This window comes from Natrinema sp. LJW11 (genome assembly GCF_056135975.1).
This window is the reverse complement of sequence record NZ_JBWBDM010000011.1, coordinates 43,520-62,724: the sequence shown is the minus strand read 5'-3', so window position 1 is coordinate 62,724 and position 19,205 is coordinate 43,520. Positions and strand designations below refer to the sequence as shown.

Sequence of the window (19,205 nt, the reverse complement as noted above, 5' to 3'; positions counted from 1 at the left end):
TAGCAATCGGCTGGGGAGGGCGTGGCGATTCCCTGTCGCCACGGTCGCAGGAACTCGTCGATCCACTCCAAATAGGGAACGAGAAGCACTCGAGGCCGCCGTTTCCGAGCCGACCGGCTGACCGCCGGGGCTCGAGCCGGGCCCCCGAGTTAGTCGCCGCGCAACTCCGGAAACAGCTCCGGTGGCACCGAACAGCCGCAGGGACCGACGGAGCCGGTGTGCGGACCACGCGCGACCGAGATCAACACCGGCTCGCCACAGCGCGGGCAGTCGGGAAACGACGACTCCTCGTCGTCCCGCTCCCGGTCGCCGCTCCTCGTCTCGTCGCTCGCCTCGCCGTCGCGGCTCATCCCCCGCGACCTCCGATCCGTCTCGAGGATGATACCGAACTCGAGGCTACTCGTATCGGGCGATTCCGCGGTCGTGCGGGACGTTTATATCCCGGTAGAATCAACGCAAACATGGCTTCGAAGCGTCCGCTTGGAAGCCGCGTCTCGGGTGCTGGTATCACCCGGGGCATTTCGATGCAGCCCCCTCCGCTCGCGCGTTTGGAGAGTCGGCTTCCGGTTGGATTGTTGACTCGTCGTTATTTATATCTACTGCAAGGGTCGTATTATTTAACTGTGCTCGAGTCGGCGATTCGCGCGGACGGATGCCGAACCGACCGAACAGCTATATCGTCGCTGTCCCAACACGTTCCCAGATGGTGTCATCGGACGGACTCAAAACGTGGTTCGACTACCAGCTCCTCTTCGCGGGGCTCGCTATCGCGTTCATCGGCCTCACCGTCGCGAGCACCGAAATCGTAGCGTATCTGGGAACGCTTCCGCTCGCGGGCCTGAACGTCGAGCCCGCAGACCCGATGTTCGCGCTCGCAGTCATAGGGGGCGGTCTCCTCGTGATTCTCCTGCTGGTCGTGCTGGCGGGGCTGCTGAACCGAGACCGGCAGTAACCCCAGAAGCGACGACCTACTGACCCTCGTCCAGCGGCGACTCGACCGACACCACCGCCGTTTCAGTCTCCCGCTCGAGCCCCGCGTCGACTCCGAACGCCTCGAGTAACGCACACCCCGCCTCGAGATGATCGGTCACGGCCGGTACCCGGACTCGCCCACCAGCAACCGCTAGCAAGACGAGCAACTGATCGGCCATGTGCCGATCGACCGGCGCGGAGCCCTCGAGGAAGCGATTCGCGGCGTCGGCGGCGTCCTCGCCCACGCGCTCGGCCGGTTTACCGCGCTCGCCGAGAGCCGTAAACCCGGCGACGCCGGTCCCGTGATCGACTCGGAGCACCAGCGCGGAGCCGGGCGAGGGACTCGCCGCGGTCGTCTCACGGCGCTCGAGTACCTCGAGATCGGACTCGCCTTCCAGCCGCTCGAGCGCTCCCTCGGCCTGCCGGTGGGCAACGTCGCGGTCCGCCAGCGATTCCGACTCGGTCGAATAGATGCGGAGCCCCTCGAGTGACCCCCGCTCGAGGAGGTCGATCCGCTCGAGGCTCGAGGGCGCGAGCCGGAGCGTTACCGCGCCGCCGCCGTCGGGGTAGAACCCCCGACGATCGACCTCGCAGGCGGCCTCGAGACCGAATCGGCGGACCAGCGGGAGTTTGACGTGCCGGAAGTAGTCCAGCGGCGGCGACCACGCCACGTCCGTCCCGCCGGTGACCGTCACCGACAGCGGCGACTCGAGGACCGTCGCCAGGGGCAACAGGGCGTTGCACAGCAGCGTGACGCTGCCCGCAGTGCCGATGTCGACGGCGTAGCTGCCGCCCTCGAGTCTAGTCCCGACCGCCGTGTTCGCGTCGCCGCCCGCGAGCCCCGGCTCGAACTCGACCGTCTCCGCGCCCAGCTCCGCACCCGAGACGTCGGCGTCGCACAGTTCGGCCATCGTCTCGAGCACCGCCAGATGCTGGTGGCGGAGTCCGGGCGTCGACCGGTCGCCGCGGACGCTCTCGAGGCGGACCGGCTCGTTTTCGAGCACTGACAGCGCGAGCGCCGTTCGGAGGAACTGGCCGCCGGCGCTCGAGCCGTCCAGCGTCAGAGGCGCGCTCATGCTCGGCGGTACGACCTCGAGTCACCTACCAGTGCCGACACCGGTTCGTCCCGCTCATCTCGGTTTCGACCGAACTATGGCGAACTGACCGTTCAATAGACGCGCATACTGTTGTCAGATTTATATAAACTAGCATCGGTTTCGTGGCAGCGTCCAAGAGAGAGCGCGCGTCTGTTACGGATCGGATAAACCTGAAACCGGCAGTATCTCTATCGATCTATCCAGCCAGTTGGCTGCTCATCCAAAGGTTGAAGCGGATCTCCTTTGACGATACAGTAATGTGTCCAGAAAGAGCCACTGAAACCGGGAGTACGTTCCGCGTGTTACCGGCCCTGGCGATGCTCGTTGGAGCAACAGTTGTCGCGTTAGGAGTTTTGTTCCTACAGGATTCGTTATTTGCCGGTATTCATATTGGAGCGATCGGTGCGTCACTCTTCCTTGCGGGGATGGTATCGACGAGATGGGCTGCTAACCGCTGGAACATGTCTCCGAGGGATCAACGAAACTGGACCGTCGCGTTCACCGTCCTGGCCGGGATACTTATCATGCTGTTCCTCATCCTCGGCTACGCCAGTTTTGAAGGACCAGTGACGGTAGAAGAGGTGAATTGAGGAATACTGTGGACTGAACTGAACCGTCTCTACGCGACTCTACATACTGCGCCAGTGAACTCATCCACTACACGTTTCGCGGCTATAGTAACAGACTTCAACAGTATTGACGGGCGCACGAGTCAGTACTTGTCCCGTCTGAGCAAAAGGACGGATCGAACTGCTGGGGCATCAGTACGTCGGGCGGTACCAGTACCAGTAGAGTACCACCGCGAGCAAAACGACGAGCCCGCCGAGGAAGAAGAGTAATCCCGGCGGAACGGTTTGGAACACCGCCTCCGCCGCCTCCACGCCGCCGTCGGACGCGTTCTGGGCCGTCTCGTTGCCGCTATCGAGCGCCGAGCCGGACGTGCCCGCATCGCCGCTACTCGACCCCTCAGTTCCGTTCACGTCGGAGATTCCGACGTCTCCGCCGCTCGAGCCGTTTTCCGCTCCGCCAGTTGTCCCCCCGCCACCCGTCGGCTGAGATCCGGCGTCACTCGCCGGCTGCGATCCGCCGTCGTCCGCTCCCGTCGGCGCGAGCCAGCGCGTAAGCGCGTGCTGAACCAGCAGACTCCCGCCCGCGAGCACGGCGACGCCACCGATCAGCCGGGAGAGCGCCTCCTTGAGCTTCGTCGCCGTCGACTCGTCGCTCGTCACGATCAGCGGCCCGTCCGTCGTCGCGTAGACGCTCATCTCGTTGCCCCGCGATGAGTACCAGGTGTCGACTACCTCGACGAGACCCGCGCCCTCGAGGTTCTCGAGGTGGTAGCGAACGTTCTGGATCGACGAGTCGACCGCGTCGGCGACGTCGCTCGGCGTCCCGGGGTCCTCGTCGAGACGCGCGTAGATCCGTCGGGCCGTCGTCGAGGAGAGGGCGCTGAAGACCGCGTCGGCGTCCTCGCCCTCGAGGTCGACGACGCGGGGTTGGCCCTCTTGGGCGGCCGTCTCGGAGCGAAAGGGGAACAACCGAGCCATATAGAGTTCAGTAGCTACTTGCTGTCAAACTCATATACCCTTTTTCCTCGGTGAAAAATCGATTGTAGCTAGGTGAAATCGACGGACGTGACCGCTGTTCGGAACCGATGAACAATTCTCTTCGATGTCGGAGATCGAACAGTAAGAACTACCCACGTTGGGACGAACCCTCGCGTATGCGCCGAACCGAACTGGGGAGCTGGATCGCGGTCGCGGTCGTCCTCGCCGGACTGGCGGTGCCGTGGTTCCTGTGGGGGTCGGCGACCGTCGTCGCCGGCCTGCCGGTGTGGCTCTGGTGGCACGTCGGCTGGATGGGAGTCACGTCGATCGTCTTCTGGGTATTCACTCAGCGCGCGTGGGGAATCGGTATCGAAACGGCGGGCGACTCGAGCGAGCCGCCGGAACGGGCCGATCCCGAGCAGCGGACGGGCCTCGGAGGTGACTCGCCGTGAGGGCGGTCACGATCCAACTGACGATCATCGTGGGCTACCTCCTGATCGCGCTCGCGGTCGGATTGGTCGCCTACCGGCTGACCGATCGCACCGCCGAGGACTTCTACCTCGCGAGCAGAACGCTCGGGACGGTCGTCCTGCTGTTTACGACGTTCGCGACGCTGCTGTCGGCGTTTACCTTCTTCGCCGGGCCGAACATCGCCTACGCGCAGGGGCCCGAGTGGATCCTGGTCATGGGGCTGATGGACGGCATCATCTTCGCCGTTCTCTGGTACGTGATCGGCTACAAGCAGTGGCTGCTCGGCCGGCGCTACGGCTACGTCACGCTCGGCGAGATGCTCGGCGATCGCTTCGGATCGCGGTGGCTCCGCGGCCTCGTCGCCGGCGTCAGCCTCCTCTGGCTCTTTCCGTACGTCATGCTCCAGCAGGTCGGAGCGGGCACCGCGCTCGAGGCGCTGACCGAGGGCGCGGTCCCCTACGCCGCGGGAGCCGGGCTGATCACGGCGTTCATGATCCTCTACGTCGTCGCCGCCGGAATGCGCGGGATCGCCTGGACCGACACGCTGCAGGGCGCGTTCATGCTGATCACGACCTGGGTCGCGTTGCTGTGGGTTCTCGCGGCCGTCGGCGGCCCCAGCGCTGCGACCGAGGCCCTCGCGTCGAACCCGGAGACCGGCGAGTTCCTCTCGCTGGGCAGCGGCTACTACACGCCCCAGATGATCCTCTCGACGGCGATCACGATCGGCTTCGGCGTCGCGATGTTCCCGCAGGTCAACCAGCGCTTCTTCGCCGCGGGCTCGAAAACGGTGCTCAAGCGCTCCTTCGCCCTCTGGCCGATCCTCTGCGTCCTCCTCTTCGTCCCCTCGTTCATGCTCGGCGCGTGGGCCGCCGGCCTCGAGGTCGCGGTTCCGGAAGGTGCGAACGTCCTGCCGCTGGTCCTCGCGGAGTACACCCCGACCTGGTTCGCCGCGCTCGTCATCGCCGGCGCGATGGCCGCGATGATGTCGTCCTCGGACTCGATGTTGTTGTCGGGGTCGTCGTACTTCACGCGGGACCTCTACCGGCCGTTCGTCGAGCGGGATCTCTCAGATCGCCGAGAGGATCTGCTGGCTCGCGGCGGGGTCGTCGTCTTCGCGAGCGCGGCGTTCGTCGGCAGTCTGTTCCAGCCGGCTGGGCTGTTCGAACTCGGCGAGGCGGCCTTCAGCGGCTTCGCCCAGCTCGCGCTGCCGGTCTTGCTTGCACTCTACTGGCGGACGGTTACGCGAACCGGCATCACCGCCGGCATCGTCGTTAGTCAGCTCTTCTACATCTCGAGTCTCTTCTTCGCGTTCGTCCCGGGTACCTACGCGGGCTGGACGGCCGGCATCGTCGGGATGGGACTCGGATTGGTCGTTACGGTCCTCGTCTCGCTTCTCACGTCGCCGGCGGCCGACGAGCGGCGCGCGATCTACTTCGACGGGTTGGGCGCGGACTGATCGGGACCGGAACCGCCACGCCGAAAGGCCCGGCCGGCGTACGCGTCGGCAATGGCTATCGACCTGCCGCCCGCCGTCGCCGACGACTGGCGTCGCCTCGGCGACCGAACCGACGAACGCAGTCTCTCGCTGGCAACGGTCACCGCCGAGACGACAGTCTTCGAACACCGGCCGACCGCCGACGCCCTCGAGCGGCTCCGTTCCGGCGGCGAGATCCCGGCTCGATCGCTGTTCACCGTCGATCTGCAGATCAGCCCCTCTTTATCCGCTATCGGGCTCTCCTCGGCCGACGCCCTCGAGATGGCGGCCCCGAAAGCCCGCGACCAGTTCGTCGACACGATCGAAGACGACGGGATCGCGGTCGGCGCGGAACGCGCGAACGAATACATCGATCGACCGGACGGGGCCATCGGCCATCTCACCGTGCTCGAGGTCGCGTATCCGACTGATTCGGGCGCGGCGACCGACGGCGGAGAAGGAAACCCCGAAACGACACCGCTCAACGCCGAGGCCCACGTCGCCGTCTGGCCCGCCGCCGACGCGTACGTGATGGCCGGCGGCCTACTGCCGCTCGAGGCCCCCGACGGTGCGGAATTGCTCGCGGCCGCCCTCGACGTCGATCCCGCCCGCGATCGGGAGGCGATCGTGGACCTGTTCCGGGGACTCGAACTCGAGGCCGCGACCGACGACTGATTGTCCTCGTGTCGAAGGAATTAACTAATTGAGCGTCGATCCGCCGATATGGCACACTACAGCGGCCGTGATTACCCGGAACTGGCGAAGACGGGTTTCTTTCTCGGGCTCGCCCTCTTCGTGATCGGCACGGGCAGCGAACTAGTCGGGCACGCGATGTTCGGCTCCCTTCCCCAGTGGGAGAACACGCTGTTTTTCGCACTGACGATCATCGGCTTCGCCATCGGGTTCGCCTCGCCGTTCGTGTTCGGCATCATCATGCCGCTGACCGAGTAGCCGGACGACGACTCGGTGGTTTTGTAACCGCCCCTGCCTCACTGTCGACCATGCAAACCCACATCGTTCCGGTCGGCTTCGACTACGACCGGCTGATCGCGCCGCTGGTGCGCGATCAGATCGACGTCGACAGCGTCATCCTGCTCGAGGGGGCCGTCGGCAGCGAGGCCAACGTCGAGTACTCGCGGCACCTCTCGGAGAAACTCGAGACGGACTTCGAGAACCTGCTGGGTGCCCGGACGGAGCGGTTCGTCCTCGAGGACGTGTACAACTATGACGACGCCTTCGAGCAGGCCTACGAGCTCATCACGGCGGAGCTCGATGACGGCAACGAGGTCTGGGTCAACGTCGCCGCGATGCCCCGGACCGTGAGCTTCGCGTTCGCCAACGCGGCCCACTCGCTGATGGTCGAACGGCAGGAGGACCGCGAGGGGATCCACACCTACTACACCGCTCCCGAGAAGTACCTCGAGACCGAACTCGCCGAGGAGCTTCGCGAACAGATCGCGCTGCTCGAGGCGCTCCGATCGGACGGCGAGGAGCTCGAAGACGACCGGATCGCGACGCGCCTCGAGAGCGCTCGCGATCTGTTAGCCGAGTTCGACGAGCGCGGAACGACGATCGGCGCGAAGGAGATCGACGGCAAGCACATCGTCGAGTTACCGGTCGCCTCCTTTTCGAACGTCAAGCCCTTCGAGGAACTCATTCTGTACAAGCTCGGCGAGGACGGCGAGTTCGACTCCGTCTCGGAACTCGCCGAGTCGCTGGCCCGCGAGTTGAACGAGGAGTACACCGACAGCTTCCGATCGAAGGTCATCTACAACGTCGACCGGCTGGGCCCCGGCGGCAAGGGGTACATCGAACGCGAAGAACACGGCAAATCCTACCGGACGCGGCTGTCGCGAATCGGCCAGTTGTGGGTGCGGGCACACTCCGACGATACCGACGAGTGACGACACCGTCACTCGATTCGCTCTGCGAATCCGAGGTCAGGCCCGCCGCTCGAGCAGCCGCTCACGGAGCACGAGCAGACAGGGTAAGACGGTGAGGCAGGCGACGAACGCGAAGACGATGCTCAGCCCCGTCACCAGTCCGAACCGCTGAAGCGGCGGCGAAAGCGCCAGTGCGAGGACCCCGAAGCCGGCCGCCGTCGTCGCCGCGCTGCCGAGCAGCGCCCCGCCAGTGCCGGTGATCGTCGCGGCGAGCGCGTCGTCGAGCGACTCTCGCTCGTCTCGCTCCGCGACGAAGCGCTCTCCCACGTGGATGCTGTAATCGACCCCCAGTCCGATCGCGAGACTGGTGATGACGGCGGTCTCGCTGTTGAACGGCAGCTCCAGTACCGCCATCGCTCCGAGCAACCACGCGAGCGCGATGACGACGGGCGCAAGCGTGACCGCACCCAGCGAGAGGGTCCCGTGGCGGACCCAGTACAGCAGCGTCAGGAAGACGAAGATCACGACCAGCGTGACCGCGAACGCCTGGATCAGCGTCTCGAGCAGCGCGTCCTGGATCACGGCCGTCGTGACGGGACCGCCGGTCGCGACCGCCGTGACGGGACCGTTCGATTCGATTTCGGCTGCCAGGCTCCGCGTGTCGTCGGCGACCGTCTGGGCGGCGGCGTCGCCCCGAACGCTCACGAGGAGCCGCGCGGACTCGTACGATCCGTCGTCCGTCCGATACAGGACGTCCCCGGCGCGATTCGGATCGACGTCGAAGAGCACGTCGTAAAAGCCGACGACGTCTTCGTCCGGGAGTCCGTCACCGTCCGTGTCTCGCGCCTCGAGGGCGGCGGCGACGGTCTCGTTTTCGGCGGCCAGTTCGCGAATGACCGACGGCGGCCCCCCGATCGCGGCCTCGCCGTTCGACCGGACGACGATCGTCCCGTCGTCGTCGATCGCAGCGGTCGCACCGTCGACGGCCCTGAGCGTCTCGGGATCGGTCACGGTTCCGCGTATCAGTACCTGTGTCCGACTCCCCTCGCCGCGTTCGGCGAAGTTGTCGCCGAGGTAGGCGGCGTCGTCGCTGATCGTGTACGTGTCGGGTGCGAGCGGGCCGGGCAGGGACTTCGCCCACGCCGGCGCATCCTCGGGGAGGAAATCCGCCTGATTGAACTCCGTGTCGATGCCCGTCGCGCCGTAGGCCCCGCCGGCGGCGAGGAGGAAGGCGACGAGGACGATCGCGATCGGTGCCCGCCGGACCGCCCCCACCACTCTCGACAGGCCGCGATTGACGAGTCCCGCTCCCGTTCCGAACGGCGGCAGCGCCCGGTCTCGACCGAATCGGTTCTCGAGGACGTCGTCGAGTTCGACCTTGAGCGCCGGCACGAAAACCGCGAAGGCGACGAACGTCGCGAGGATCCCCCCGGCGCTCAACACGGCGAAATCCTGAATCGCCGGGAGCGGGCTGACAACGTTCGAGAGGAAGCCGACGGCCGTCGAAACCGTCGCCGCTCCGAGCGCGAGGACGACGCTCGCGAGTCCGAGACGCATCCCGCCCCGCGGTCCTCGCGACCCACCGTCGGCGTATTCGGTCGCGCGTTTCGCCTCGCCCTCGACCGATCCCCCTTCCTCGTCCGGTCCCGCCCTCGCCTCACGGTAGCGCATCACGACGTGCAGCGAGTAGTCGATCCCCAGTCCGATCAGGAGGAAGGGGACGGCGATGAGCAGTTGACTCGTCGGGATCTCGAGCCAGCCGATGATCCCCGCGAGCCAGGCCATCACGACCGCGATCCCGACGAGGCCGAGGAGCACGTCGACGACGTCGCGGTAGGTGACCCCGAGGACGACCAGCACGAGCACGAGCGCGACCGGCGTGATGATCGCGAAGCTGTCGCCGACGGCGTTCGACGACGCCTCGTCCGTGATCCCTTGGCCGAAGACGAACGCGTCGTCGAACCGCTCGTCGACGCGGTCCGCGATCTCGACCTGGGCGTCGTAGGCGGCCTGCGGGTCCTCGCCGGTCCCGCTGTCGTCAGCCTGGAAAAGGAACGTGATACGCGCGTCCGCGGTGGTCGTCCCCGGATCGTAGTCTGCGGGGAGGAATTCGTACGGATCCGCGGCTTGGTTCCGTTCGGGACGGTCGCCACCGTCGGAGTCGGAATCCGGCTCGAGCACGCGGGCGAGTAGCGCCTCGACCTCCTCGTCCGAGCGGGACTCGAGGGCCGTGATCCCCTCCTCGAGCGTGGGCTCGCCCGCGCTCGACCGACCGTCGGTCGCGTCCGCTCGGTCTTCGTATGCGGCAGCCGTCGCGACGACGTTCTCGAGGCCGACGAACCCGCGCTCCTCGAGCGTCGCGTTCAGGGCGCCGTCCTCGCGGACGGCGCGCTGTAGGTAGAGTCCCTCGAGCAGCGACTCGCGCGTGAGCACGTCGCCACCCTCGTCGCGGATGACCACTTGCGAGACGATCGCGTCGTCGGTGCCGTACGTGGCTTCGATCTCCTCGAGCGCGTCGGTCTCGGCGGATTCGGTCTCGAACTGACCGATCTCGCCGTCTTCGGGCTCCCCGATCGCCGCGCCGCCGGCGACGACGGCGGTCAGCACCAGAACGAGGACGACGACCAGCCGGCTGTGTGAGACGATCGCGTCCGCGTACCGGTCTCCCAGGGATCCGCTCATCCGTCACTCACGCTCGATCACTGTCCGGTATCGGACCGGGATCTTCATAGTGTTTCGGATAGAATCCGGTTTTATATAATCGGTTTCCGATTATGAATACGGATACCAACCGCGAACGCGGCGTGCTCAGTCCCGCCGACCGCGGCTACCTGCTCGGCGAGCGCGAGATGAGCCACGAGCAATCGAAGCGGAACGCGGAGGCGCGGATCCGCCGTCGAATACACGCTGCGGCCCTCGACTTCGACCTCCTCTTGCACACGCTCCCCGAGAAGGACCGCCGACAGGTGTTCGAACGAACCGCGACCGACGAGGAATTCCTCGACGGGCTCCGCGCGGCGATCGCCTTCGTCTACCTGGGACTCGATCGCTACGGCGTCGACTTCGAGGAGGTCCTCGAGCCGGCCGTTCGGAGCTCCGAGGAGTACCTCGCGGCGACCGACGAGAACGCGACCGTCTCAGTGGACGTCACGTTCGACGTCGAGACGAGCGTCGGATCGTCGCTCGCAGAGACCGTTTCGCGGCTCGAGGCCGGCGATCCGGTCACCCCGCGGGAGCTGTTCTCCCTCGTCATGCAGGGCGAGTACGACCCGACCGCGCTGGATCGAATCTCGCTCGTCAGGGCGGACGATGCAGCGGACGAGTTCCTCGAGCGGCTGGCGGCGTATCTCGAGGGCGAACTGACCGCCGTGACCGACGCGAAGGCGGTGATCCGGCTCGCGGGGAGCGAAGAACGGGCGGACGAAGAATGACGACAACCGCTCGAGGACCCGCCAGCGACGCGACGGCGAAAGTGCTATCACGCTCGCCGAGCCACGTACCCGATATGCCAGTCACCGTCTCGCTCGAGCGGAACGACGGCCCGCGAGACGCGGTCTTCGTAGGGGCTCCGTAGCCCCGATCCCCACCCCGTTTCGACGGATGTATTGTCGCCGACCGGCATTTACCGAGCAACGACCGCGCTATGGACGATAGTCAACCCCGCGTTCGGCCGACGACGCGCCGACGACGCCCGCGACGGGCGGTGAGAACATGAGCACGGATTCCCCCGAACAGGACGACGAGCCGAGCCTCGAGGGCGGCTACGATCCCGACGTAGTCGAATCCCGCTGGCAACGGCGCTGGATCGACGAGGACGTCTACGCCTACGAGGCCGACGAGGAGCGGGACCCGAACACGGTCTACGCGATCGACACGCCGCCGCCGACGGTCTCGGGCAGCCTGCACATGGGACACCTCTACGGCTCGACGCTGCAGGACTTCGCCGCGCGATTCCAGCGGATGCACGACGGCGACGTGCTCTTTCCCTTCGGCTACGACGACAACGGAATCGCGAGCGAGCGGCTGACCGAATCCGAACTGGACATCCGCCACCAGGACTACGAGCGCCGCGAGTTTCAGGAACTTTGCCGCGAAGTCTGTGCGGAGTACGAGGCCGAGTTCACGGAGAAGATGCAGGATCTCGGGACCTCGATCGACTGGAACAACACCTACAAGACGATCGAACCGCGCGTCCAACGTATCTCGCAACTGTCCTTCCTCGACCTCTACGAGAAGGACCGCGAGTACCGCAAGAAGGCGCCCGCGATCTGGTGTCCGGAGTGCGAGACGGCCATCTCGCAGGTCGAGATGGAAGACGAGGAGCGCGCCTCGCACTTCAACGACATCGCGTTCGAACTAGTTGGAGACGACGCGCCGCGCGAGGAGTTCGTCATCTCGACGACGCGACCGGAGCTCATCCCGGCCTGCGTCTCCGTCTTCGTCCACCCGGACGACGAGGAGAATCGGGATCTCATCGGCGAGACCGCTCGCATTCCCCTCTTCGGTCACGAGGTACCGATCATCGAGGACGAGCGCGTCGACATGGAGAAGGGCAGCGGCGTCGTGATGTGCTGTACCTTCGGCGACCAGAACGACATCGAGTGGTACCAGGCCCACGACCTGCCGCTGCGCGTGGCCATCGACGAGTCCGCGACGATGACCGAACTCGCCGGTCCCTACGAGGGGATGTCCACCGAGGAGGCCCGCGAGGCCATCGTCGAGGACCTCGAGGACGAGGGCACCCTGCGCGACCGCTGGGAGATCTCCCACGCGGTCCAGGTCCACGAGCGCTGTGACACAGCCGTCGAGTACCGCGTCTCAAAGCAGTGGTACGTCGAGATCTTGGACCACAAGGAGGAGTACCTCGAGGCCGGCCGGGAGATGGACTGGTACCCCGAGAAGATGTTTACCCGCTACAAGCACTGGATCGAGGGCCTCGAGTGGGACTGGCTGATCTCGCGCCAGCGCGACTCGGGTATCCCGTTCCCGGTCTGGTACTGCGCGGCGTGCGACCGCGAGATTATGGCCGATCGCGAGGAGTTGCCGGTCGATCCGCTCTCGGACGATCCCCCGGTCGGGAGCTGTCCCGACTGCGGTGGCGACGAGTTCGAGGCCGAAGACGACGTCTTCGACACCTGGGCGACCTCCTCGCTGACGCCGCTGATCAACGCCGGCTGGGACTGGGACGCGGAGTCCGAGGCGTTCACGATGGACAACCCGGAACTCTACCCGTTCGATCTCCGCCCGCAGGGCCACGACATCATCTCCTTCTGGCTGTTCCACACCGTCGTCAAGTGCTACGAGCACACCGGCGAGGTGCCCTTCGACGCGACGATGATCAACGGCCACGTCTTGGACGAGAACCGAGAGAAGATGTCCAAATCGCGGGGGAACGTCGTCGAACCCGATACGGTGCTCTCGGAGTACCCCGTCGACGCCGTCCGGTTCTGGGCGGCCAGCGCCGCCGTCGGCGACGACTTCCCGTATCAGGAGAAGGATCTCACGGCCGGCGAGAAGCTGCTTCGCAAGCTCTGGAACGCCTCGAAGCTCGTGGACACCCTCGCACCGCGCGAGCCCGAGGAACCCGCCGACCTCGAGGCGATCGATCGCTGGCTCCTCGCGGAACTCGACGACGCCGTCGCGGATCTGACCGGCCACCTCGAAGAGTACGAGTTCGCGAAGGCCCGCGACCGCCTGCGGACGTTCTTCTGGAACACCTTCTGCGACGACTACCTCGAGATCGCCAAGACGCGGGAAGACAATCCGTCCACGCAGTACGCGCTCCGGACCGCCCATCGAACGTTCCTCGAGCTCTGGGCTCCGTTCTTGCCCCACGCGACGGAGGAGATCTGGCAGGCCGTCTACGCGGACGGTGGCGAGGATCTCGGCACGAACAGCATCCACGTCCGCGAGTGGCCCGACCCGCAGGGGTACGAGGCCGACCTCGCGGCCGGCGAGACCGCCATGGAGGTCATCTCCGCGCTTCGACGATACAAGAGCGAGCACCAGCTGCCGCTGAACAGCGACCTCGAGTCCGTTTCCGTCTATGGGGCTATCGACGGCTTCGAGGACGCGATCCAGCACGTGATGCACGTCCGGGAGCTCGCGGTTCTCGAGGAGCCGCCGGAGATCACGACCGAGGTCGCGTCGATCGATCTCGACTACTCGTCGGTCGGCCCGAAGTTCGGGTCGAAGGTCGGCGAGATCGACGCCGGGATCGAGAGCGGCGAGTACGAGATCGACGACGATGCGGGCGTTCTCCGGGTCGCCGGCGAGGAACTCGAGGACGACCTCTTCGACGTCGAACTTGAGCGCACCTACTCGGGCGAGGGCGAGATGATCGAGACCGAGTCAGCGGTCCTCATCCTCGAGTAGGAAGTCGCCGCTCGACCGTCACCGTCGAATCGTCTCACACTCGAAACGGTAGTGTTTCTGGATACTCGTGAGACGTTCACGGTATTCGGTCTCTCTTTTCATCCTGTCAGAAGAGTTATCGCGTGATGACCCAATCAGGTGGCGTGCTCTGCTGAAGTCGATCGGAGCCGATGCGTCGTCCGCCGTCGCGTAAGCCGAGTACAGAGCACCGCATGAAGACAGACATCTCAGACGTCAACAGTTCCGGAACCGATGCCTCGCTCCCCTCGGACACGGTATTCGAGCTCTTGCTCGACGACCAGCGACGGTACGCGTTGTATTACCTGTCGCGGAAAGTCGGGGCCGTGAGCGTCGAGGAACTCGTCGATCGGATCGCCCACCGAGAGGGCGATCCGACCGGCGACCGCCTCGAGCAGATCGCCGTCGAGTTCCACCACAACCACCTTCGAAAGCTCGTCGACTCGAAGGTGCTGCGGTACGATGCGAACGCGGGGACGGTCGAGCGCCGGGCCGCAGCCCGCTCGCTCGATCCCTACCTCGAGCTCGCGTTCACGACCGACCTCTAGGGCCCGCGCCGCCTGTTACGGCCGACACCGGGCGGCTTCGCACTTTTTGACTCGGATCGCGAGCGCGAGAAACAGCGCCAGGAGGACGAACGTGACCTCGCCGGCGGCGATCACGCCCAGCGCGTCGGCCTCGAGAAACATCGCTGCGTCGCGCTCGACGGGGATGATCGTGTGGTGGGGCTCGCCGACGACGGGAACGAAGTAGTCGACGAGCAGGTTGCTCCAGTACCAGACGGCTGCGACGGCGACGGCCCACACCGGAAAGTCGCTGATCCGGTAGAGGACGAAGGCCTGCACGACCATCGCGAGGTGACTCCAGAAGAGGAACTGGTACATCACCGGGGAGAGGTACGCGTAGGAGTCGGCGAACGCGAGCAGCGTGTAGGGCGTCCACAGTCCAAGCACGATATTACCGAAGAAGGCCAGCGCGGTGAGCCACGGCTGTTCGCGACCCAGCTTCCAGCAGGCGACCGCCAGCGCGATGAACAGCGTCGCGAGCGGACTGTCCGGCACCCAGGGCCAGAGCGCGGTCGCGGTCCCGGCGAACTGCCCCGAGTAGTACCAGAAGCCGAAGGCCGTTCCCGCGAGGTTGATCGCCACGACGAGCCAGGCGAATCGCAGTCCCAGCTCCTCGAGCGTGCGCGGAACGGGCGCGAGATATCCCGGAAGGGACGTGTCGTCGCGCTCGCGATTCGACAGCCGCCCGCTCGAGGTCGACGCGGTCATTGTCCGGCGCGACGGACGGAATCCGCAAAACAGTAGCGGTTGCCTCGCGGTCGGCCGCGATCCGTACTACTACGACCGGTCCCGTCGTACCGTCGGCCATGACTACCGGCCACGAACGGACGCGACGACGGCTTTCGACCGGCCACGTGGTTGCACTCCCGCTCGACCTCGAGTTCGCGATGGGCGGCGTTACCGTTCCCGCGCGTCGCAGCCGGCTCGAGGCGGTCCTCCCGGAGCGGCTCTCGTCGCTGGCGATCGCACCCGGCGTCGGCTGCGTCGCACTCATCGGGATTCAGTACCACCGGGTGGGTGACAGGGATCGAGACGGGACGGGACTCGAGCCCTACGACGAGTTCGCCGTCATCATTCCGGCCGTCCGCGGGAGTCGAACGAGCCTCCCGTTCGCACAGCTCGCGGACGGCGAGATCGGCGGCTACGTGCACTGGCTCCCGGTCACGACCGATCCCTCGGTCGCGCTCGGCCGCGAGTGCTGGGGCTATCCCAAGGAACGGGCCGACATCACGGTGACCGACGGCCCGGACGGGATTCGAGCCGTCGTCGACGGCGACCGCTACGGCGGGCGCGAGAGCGTCCGACTCGAGGTCTCCCGTCCCCGCCTCACTCCTCGAGCGCGCGACTGGACCATGGCCAGTTTCACGCGGAAAGACGGCGCTCTCCTGCGGACGACGGCGCGGATCGAGGGCGAGGTGGCGGTCGGGATCGGGCCGTCGGTCGGGACGCGTCTCGAGATCGCGGCGGAGCTGGCACAAGAACTCGGTCTGTGGCCGCGACCGCTCACCAGACTGTACGGCTCGGACGTTCGAGCGCGGCTGTTCGAGGGCGAACGGGTCGTCGAGTGACGCGCTCGATCGGGATCCGTTCAAGTCGGTCGGGCCGTCATCCGGCGATCGCTTTCGGGTCCAGCAGCCGAACCGATCCCAACGAACACGCGTAAGTGCGGTGACTTCGAACCGGGTAGTATGGCCGAGGAAACCGATCTCGAGGAACTCAGACGCGGCACCGATCTCGTCAAGCGCGGCTTCGCACGGATGCAGAAAGGCGGCGTCATCATGGACGTCGTCGATCCCGAACAGGCCCGCATCGCCGAGGAGGCCGGCGCGGTCGCGGTGATGGCGCTGGAAGCCGTCCCCGCGGACATCCGCAAGCGCGGCGGCGTCGCGCGGATGGCCGATCCCGGTGACGTCGAGGAGATCGTCGACTCCGTTTCGATCCCCGTCATGGGGAAGGCCCGCATCGGTCACACGAAGGAGGCCCAGATCCTCGAGGCCGTCGGCGTGGACATGATCGACGAGAGCGAGGTACTCACCCCGGCGGACGACGCCTACCACATCGACAAGCGCGACTTCACCGCGCCGTTCGTCTGCGGGGCGCGCGACCTCGGCGAAGCCCTGCGCCGGATCGACGAGGGCGCGGCGATGATCCGAACGAAGGGCGAGGCCGGCACCGGCGACGTGAATCAGGCCGTCCACCACCAGCGGACGATCAAGGGCGCGATCCGCGAGTTGGAGGGCTTAACCCACGAGGAACGGGAAGCCTACGCGCGCGAGATCGAAGCGCCGGCGGAACTGGTCCACGAGACGGCCGAGATGGGGCGACTGCCGGTCGTCAACTTCGCGGCGGGCGGGATCGCGACGCCCGCCGACGCCGCGCTCATGATGCACCACGAGTGCGACGGTATCTTCGTGGGCAGCGGTATCTTCGGTGCGGAGAATCCGCCCGAGATGGCCGACGCGATCGTCCAGGCGACGAACAACTGGGACGAGCCAGAGACGCTCGCCGAGATCTCGAAACACCTCGGCAAGGGGATGAAGGGGGATGCGAACGTCGATCTCCCCGAGGAAGAGAAGATGCAGGGCCGGGGCGTCTAGGCTGACTGACGACTGATCCGTGTTCGCACACTGACGTTCCGGAACCGGAACTGGAACCGATCAGCAAGCACGCTCGTTTTATCCGTCTCCCGCGTCCCGACTGCATGAGCCAGACAACGTCCCCGACCGACGTCGAGCGACTCGCCGAGCGAATCACGGCTGGAGCCGAGCGATTACTCCGGGAAACCGCAACCGACGGTTCGGACGACGCGCTGGCGGCGACGGCGGCCGAACTCCGGGACGTCGTCGCGGAAGTCGACGACCTCCTCGAGACGATCGATTTCGAGAGTCTGCCAGATGCCGTCGACGCGTCGGCGCTGCCGGGTCTCGTCGAGTTGGAGCAACTCCCGAACGCGATCCGCGAGAAGGATCTGGACCGGACGCTCGATCTCAGTACGATTCGGGACGCTATCGAACTGCGCGAACTCTGGAATACCGTCGATCTGGTCGATTTCCAGCGAGAGCTGCGAGAGCTCCAGAGGGAACTCGAGGACGTGGTCGGCTCCGACGCGCTCGAGGCGTCGGGCGACTCCGAGGCGGGGACCGAGATCCGCGATTTCGTCGACGACGTGAAACCCGACGCGACGAACGCGGCCTTGCAACAAGAGGCGAAGAAGGCCGCGAAGGCGGCTCGCACCGGCGTCGTCGACGCCCATTCGAAATTCGAGGAGATCTACGAGTCGACGCAGCGGGGCCCCGGCTACGCCGGCCGAAAACCGGTCTCGAACAACCCGACTGCGGTCTCGTCGGTACCGTACGGTCCGCTCCCGGCGAGCGTTTCCACGAGGGTTTCGACCGTGCCGACGAACGTCCGACAGGCACCCGTCGACGCCTTACCCCGTCTCTACGGTCGCCGCTGGAAGACGGCCGCTCGCCCGAGGTGAGCCGCCACCGTCACGTGTCCGACTCCCACCACGTCTCCAACGGCGGGAGAACCCCCATCCGGAGGAGCGTTAGAAAGACGAGATAGGTTACCGTCGCGCCACAGCACAGCGAGAGCGCTATGTCCGGTGCGATTCGAGCACCGATGGCGGCCCCGCCGATCGCCACCGCGAGCGACGCGAGTTGGACCGATCGGCGTTCCCAGTAGTCGCGGACGAGCGCGGGATCTCGAGCGGCGAGCAGTTCGAAGCAAATAGTCGCGGAACCGCCGACGAGCAGGAAGGGTACTGAGAGCGACGCATCGACGAGGACGACGAGGCCCGCGAACGCGGCGAGGGCGACCAGTGCGAGCGCTCCGTCGGTTCTCGTCCCCATCCGTGCCTACGAGCCGTCCCGGTACAGCGTCGCCCCCTCGCTGATCGCGGTCTGATAGGCCCGACTCTCGACGCCGGCCGCGTCGAAGGCGTCGACCATCGCCGACGCGATCGCGCGCCGGTCCCGGCGGCGACAGACCGCCAGAATCCCGGGGCCGGCACCGCTGACCGTCACGCCGGTGGCGCCCGCCTCGAGGGCGGCCTCGCGAACGTCCCCGTAGCCCGTGATGAGCTTGGTCCGTTCGGGCGTGACGATATCGTCGTTCATCCCCCGACCGACGAGTTCGGGATCGTCTCGCGTCATGCCGACGGTCAGCGTGGCCGCGTTGCCGACCGTGGTGACCACCTCGTCCATGGTCGCCGACTCGGGGACGACGCCGCGCGCGTCACGCGTCGAGACGGATATCTCGGGGAGACAGGCGACGACGGGGACGGACGCGTCGACCTGCGTGACGCCGTCGTCGGTGACGACGGTGAAGCCGCCGAGCAGGGAGGGCGCGACGTTGTCCGCGTGCGCTTCGCCGGAGACGACCGCCTCGCCTTTGGCGGCGACGCTGACGAGGTCCTTGCGGGAGCGGCCGCGGTCGTAGAGTGCATTGAGCGCGACGGCGGCGGCGGCCGCGCTCGCGGCCGACGAGCCCAACCCCGAGGAGGGGCGGACGCCCTTGTCGATTCGAATGCGGGCCGGGGCGTCCAGGGCCTCGGCGACCGCACCGACGGTGTTGTTGGCCGGGTCTTCGGGGATGTACTCGCTTCCCGCCCCGGTAACCGTAATCGTCGTCTTCGGGGCGCGCTCGACCCGAACGATGTCCGCGGGCGTTCCGAGAGCGAGGCCGAAGACGTCGAAGCCACTCCCGAGGTTCGCACTCGTCGCCGGTGCCCGCACGGTGAGCATGCCGATTCCTTCCGAGACGGCAGTCAAAAAGGTAGCGAACGAGACCGACGACGA

General features: G+C 66.4%; 21 protein-coding genes. 13 read left to right on the top strand and 8 right to left on the bottom strand.

All coding sequences use genetic code 11. The features are described from left to right. Positions 1-149: 149 nt before the first annotated feature. Entirely contained in the window at positions 150-350 is a 201-nt protein-coding gene (locus AC0QDI_RS22660; RefSeq protein WP_474672095.1) for a hypothetical protein, read from the bottom strand. Between the two features lie 353 nt (positions 351-703). Between AC0QDI_RS22660 and AC0QDI_RS22655 the strand changes: the two genes are divergently transcribed. Beyond that, the gene (locus tag AC0QDI_RS22655) at positions 704-952 is read left to right on the top strand and encodes a hypothetical protein (RefSeq protein ID WP_474672094.1); all 249 of its coding nucleotides are present in this window, start codon (positions 704-706) and stop codon (positions 950-952) included. A 16-nt stretch (positions 953-968) separates the two neighbouring features. On the opposite strand, the gene rtcA is transcribed toward AC0QDI_RS22655, so the two are convergent. Further along, complete coding sequence (gene rtcA, locus AC0QDI_RS22650) at positions 969-2,048, bottom strand: RNA 3'-terminal phosphate cyclase (RefSeq protein WP_474672092.1); 1,080 nt, start codon at positions 2,046-2,048, stop codon at positions 969-971. A 278-nt stretch (positions 2,049-2,326) separates the two neighbouring features. Between rtcA and AC0QDI_RS22645 the strand changes: the two genes are divergently transcribed. Beyond that, positions 2,327-2,659 carry a hypothetical protein gene (locus tag AC0QDI_RS22645; RefSeq protein ID WP_474672090.1) on the top strand — a complete coding sequence of 111 codons (333 nt, stop codon included), beginning with the start codon at positions 2,327-2,329 and terminating at the stop codon, positions 2,657-2,659. Between the two features lie 171 nt (positions 2,660-2,830). Here AC0QDI_RS22645 and AC0QDI_RS22640 read toward each other — a convergent pair whose 3' ends face one another. After that, entirely contained in the window at positions 2,831-3,616 is a 786-nt protein-coding gene (locus tag AC0QDI_RS22640; RefSeq protein ID WP_474672088.1) for an ArsR/SmtB family transcription factor, read from the bottom strand. A 176-nt stretch (positions 3,617-3,792) separates the two neighbouring features. On the opposite strand from AC0QDI_RS22640, the gene AC0QDI_RS22635 reads away from it, so the two are divergent. From AC0QDI_RS22635 to AC0QDI_RS22615, 5 genes are read left to right on the top strand one after another with little or no spacing between them, the layout of a single operon-like run. Continuing rightward, positions 3,793-4,068, top strand: coding sequence for a DUF3311 domain-containing protein (locus AC0QDI_RS22635; protein WP_474672086.1), 276 nt, complete (start codon positions 3,793-3,795; stop codon positions 4,066-4,068). Next, positions 4,065-5,543 carry a sodium:solute symporter family protein gene (locus tag AC0QDI_RS22630; protein WP_474672084.1) on the top strand — a complete coding sequence of 493 codons (1,479 nt, stop codon included), beginning with the start codon at positions 4,065-4,067 and terminating at the stop codon, positions 5,541-5,543. The genes AC0QDI_RS22635 and AC0QDI_RS22630 overlap by 4 nt, the downstream gene beginning before the upstream one ends. Positions 5,544-5,594: 51 nt before the next feature. Next, a complete protein-coding gene (locus AC0QDI_RS22625; RefSeq protein WP_474672082.1) occupies positions 5,595-6,236 on the top strand; it encodes a DUF6517 family protein in 642 nt (213 codons plus the stop codon). 48 nt (positions 6,237-6,284) lie between these two features. Further along, positions 6,285-6,512: a DUF7860 family protein gene (locus AC0QDI_RS22620; RefSeq protein WP_474672080.1), complete on the top strand. Its 228-nt coding sequence runs from the start codon at positions 6,285-6,287 to the stop codon at positions 6,510-6,512. Between the two features lie 50 nt (positions 6,513-6,562). After that, a complete protein-coding gene (locus AC0QDI_RS22615; protein WP_474672078.1) occupies positions 6,563-7,465 on the top strand; it encodes an HFX_2341 family transcriptional regulator in 903 nt (300 codons plus the stop codon). A 36-nt stretch (positions 7,466-7,501) separates the two neighbouring features. On the opposite strand, the gene AC0QDI_RS22610 is transcribed toward AC0QDI_RS22615, so the two are convergent. Continuing rightward, on the bottom strand, positions 7,502-10,126 hold the full coding sequence (locus AC0QDI_RS22610; protein WP_474672076.1) for an efflux RND transporter permease subunit: 2,625 nt from the start codon (positions 10,124-10,126) through the stop codon (positions 7,502-7,504). A gap of 92 nt (positions 10,127-10,218) precedes the next feature. On the opposite strand from AC0QDI_RS22610, the gene AC0QDI_RS22605 reads away from it, so the two are divergent. After that, positions 10,219-10,875, top strand: coding sequence for a DUF8102 family protein (locus tag AC0QDI_RS22605; protein ID WP_474672074.1), 657 nt, complete (start codon positions 10,219-10,221; stop codon positions 10,873-10,875). Between the two features lie 47 nt (positions 10,876-10,922). Here AC0QDI_RS22605 and AC0QDI_RS22600 read toward each other — a convergent pair whose 3' ends face one another. Continuing rightward, the gene (locus AC0QDI_RS22600) at positions 10,923-11,066 is read right to left on the bottom strand and encodes a hypothetical protein (RefSeq protein ID WP_474672072.1); all 144 of its coding nucleotides are present in this window, start codon (positions 11,064-11,066) and stop codon (positions 10,923-10,925) included. Positions 11,067-11,155: 89 nt separating this feature from the next. Between AC0QDI_RS22600 and AC0QDI_RS22595 the strand changes: the two genes are divergently transcribed. Together AC0QDI_RS22595 and AC0QDI_RS22590 are read left to right on the top strand one after the other, a co-directional pair. Further along, positions 11,156-13,819 carry a valine--tRNA ligase gene (locus AC0QDI_RS22595; RefSeq protein WP_474672070.1) on the top strand — a complete coding sequence of 888 codons (2,664 nt, stop codon included), beginning with the start codon at positions 11,156-11,158 and terminating at the stop codon, positions 13,817-13,819. Between the two features lie 212 nt (positions 13,820-14,031). Then, the gene (locus tag AC0QDI_RS22590) at positions 14,032-14,385 is read left to right on the top strand and encodes a DUF7344 domain-containing protein (protein WP_474672068.1); all 354 of its coding nucleotides are present in this window, start codon (positions 14,032-14,034) and stop codon (positions 14,383-14,385) included. A gap of 15 nt (positions 14,386-14,400) precedes the next feature. Here AC0QDI_RS22590 and AC0QDI_RS22585 read toward each other — a convergent pair whose 3' ends face one another. Further along, the gene (locus tag AC0QDI_RS22585) at positions 14,401-15,111 is read right to left on the bottom strand and encodes a DUF1405 domain-containing protein (RefSeq protein WP_474672066.1); all 711 of its coding nucleotides are present in this window, start codon (positions 15,109-15,111) and stop codon (positions 14,401-14,403) included. Positions 15,112-15,209: 98 nt separating this feature from the next. On the opposite strand from AC0QDI_RS22585, the gene AC0QDI_RS22580 reads away from it, so the two are divergent. The 3 genes from AC0QDI_RS22580 to AC0QDI_RS22570 all read left to right on the top strand — a co-directional run bounded on the left by AC0QDI_RS22580 (position 15,210) and on the right by AC0QDI_RS22570 (position 17,884). Continuing rightward, positions 15,210-15,971, top strand: coding sequence for an acetoacetate decarboxylase family protein (locus tag AC0QDI_RS22580; protein WP_474672064.1), 762 nt, complete (start codon positions 15,210-15,212; stop codon positions 15,969-15,971). 120 nt (positions 15,972-16,091) lie between these two features. Beyond that, positions 16,092-17,000, top strand: a complete 909-nt coding sequence (pdxS, locus tag AC0QDI_RS22575) for a pyridoxal 5'-phosphate synthase lyase subunit PdxS (protein ID WP_474672062.1) — start codon at positions 16,092-16,094, stop codon at positions 16,998-17,000. A 104-nt stretch (positions 17,001-17,104) separates the two neighbouring features. Beyond that, a complete protein-coding gene (locus AC0QDI_RS22570) occupies positions 17,105-17,884 on the top strand; it encodes a hypothetical protein (RefSeq protein ID WP_474672060.1) in 780 nt (259 codons plus the stop codon). Positions 17,885-17,894: 10 nt separating this feature from the next. On the opposite strand, the gene AC0QDI_RS22565 is transcribed toward AC0QDI_RS22570, so the two are convergent. Beyond that, positions 17,895-18,257, bottom strand: coding sequence for a hypothetical protein (locus AC0QDI_RS22565; RefSeq protein ID WP_474672058.1), 363 nt, complete (start codon positions 18,255-18,257; stop codon positions 17,895-17,897). Between the two features lie 6 nt (positions 18,258-18,263). Further along, complete coding sequence (locus AC0QDI_RS22560; protein WP_474672056.1) at positions 18,264-19,151, bottom strand: homoserine kinase; 888 nt, start codon at positions 19,149-19,151, stop codon at positions 18,264-18,266. Positions 19,152-19,205 lie beyond the last annotated feature (54 nt).

Coding starts and splice junctions, on each gene's coding strand:
- AC0QDI_RS22660 (WP_474672095.1), bottom strand. CDS start 350: ATGAGCCGCGACGGCGAGGCGAGCGACGAGACGAGGAGCGGCGACCGG.
- AC0QDI_RS22605 (WP_474672074.1), top strand. CDS start 10,219: ATGAATACGGATACCAACCGCGAACGCGGCGTGCTCAGTCCCGCCGAC.
- AC0QDI_RS22610 (WP_474672076.1), bottom strand. CDS start 10,126: ATGAGCGGATCCCTGGGAGACCGGTACGCGGACGCGATCGTCTCACAC.
- AC0QDI_RS22615 (WP_474672078.1), top strand. CDS start 6,563: ATGCAAACCCACATCGTTCCGGTCGGCTTCGACTACGACCGGCTGATC.
- pdxS (WP_474672062.1), top strand. CDS start 16,092: ATGGCCGAGGAAACCGATCTCGAGGAACTCAGACGCGGCACCGATCTC.
- AC0QDI_RS22635 (WP_474672086.1), top strand. CDS start 3,793: ATGCGCCGAACCGAACTGGGGAGCTGGATCGCGGTCGCGGTCGTCCTC.
- AC0QDI_RS22645 (WP_474672090.1), top strand. CDS start 2,327: ATGTGTCCAGAAAGAGCCACTGAAACCGGGAGTACGTTCCGCGTGTTA.
- AC0QDI_RS22595 (WP_474672070.1), top strand. CDS start 11,156: ATGAGCACGGATTCCCCCGAACAGGACGACGAGCCGAGCCTCGAGGGC.
- AC0QDI_RS22620 (WP_474672080.1), top strand. CDS start 6,285: ATGGCACACTACAGCGGCCGTGATTACCCGGAACTGGCGAAGACGGGT.
- AC0QDI_RS22655 (WP_474672094.1), top strand. CDS start 704: ATGGTGTCATCGGACGGACTCAAAACGTGGTTCGACTACCAGCTCCTC.
- AC0QDI_RS22570 (WP_474672060.1), top strand. CDS start 17,105: ATGAGCCAGACAACGTCCCCGACCGACGTCGAGCGACTCGCCGAGCGA.
- AC0QDI_RS22580 (WP_474672064.1), top strand. CDS start 15,210: ATGACTACCGGCCACGAACGGACGCGACGACGGCTTTCGACCGGCCAC.
- rtcA (WP_474672092.1), bottom strand. CDS start 2,048: ATGAGCGCGCCTCTGACGCTGGACGGCTCGAGCGCCGGCGGCCAGTTC.
- AC0QDI_RS22600 (WP_474672072.1), bottom strand. CDS start 11,066: ATGCCGGTCGGCGACAATACATCCGTCGAAACGGGGTGGGGATCGGGG.
- AC0QDI_RS22585 (WP_474672066.1), bottom strand. CDS start 15,111: ATGACCGCGTCGACCTCGAGCGGGCGGCTGTCGAATCGCGAGCGCGAC.
- AC0QDI_RS22560 (WP_474672056.1), bottom strand. CDS start 19,151: ATGCTCACCGTGCGGGCACCGGCGACGAGTGCGAACCTCGGGAGTGGC.
- AC0QDI_RS22640 (WP_474672088.1), bottom strand. CDS start 3,616: ATGGCTCGGTTGTTCCCCTTTCGCTCCGAGACGGCCGCCCAAGAGGGC.
- AC0QDI_RS22565 (WP_474672058.1), bottom strand. CDS start 18,257: ATGGGGACGAGAACCGACGGAGCGCTCGCACTGGTCGCCCTCGCCGCG.
- AC0QDI_RS22625 (WP_474672082.1), top strand. CDS start 5,595: ATGGCTATCGACCTGCCGCCCGCCGTCGCCGACGACTGGCGTCGCCTC.
- AC0QDI_RS22590 (WP_474672068.1), top strand. CDS start 14,032: ATGAAGACAGACATCTCAGACGTCAACAGTTCCGGAACCGATGCCTCG.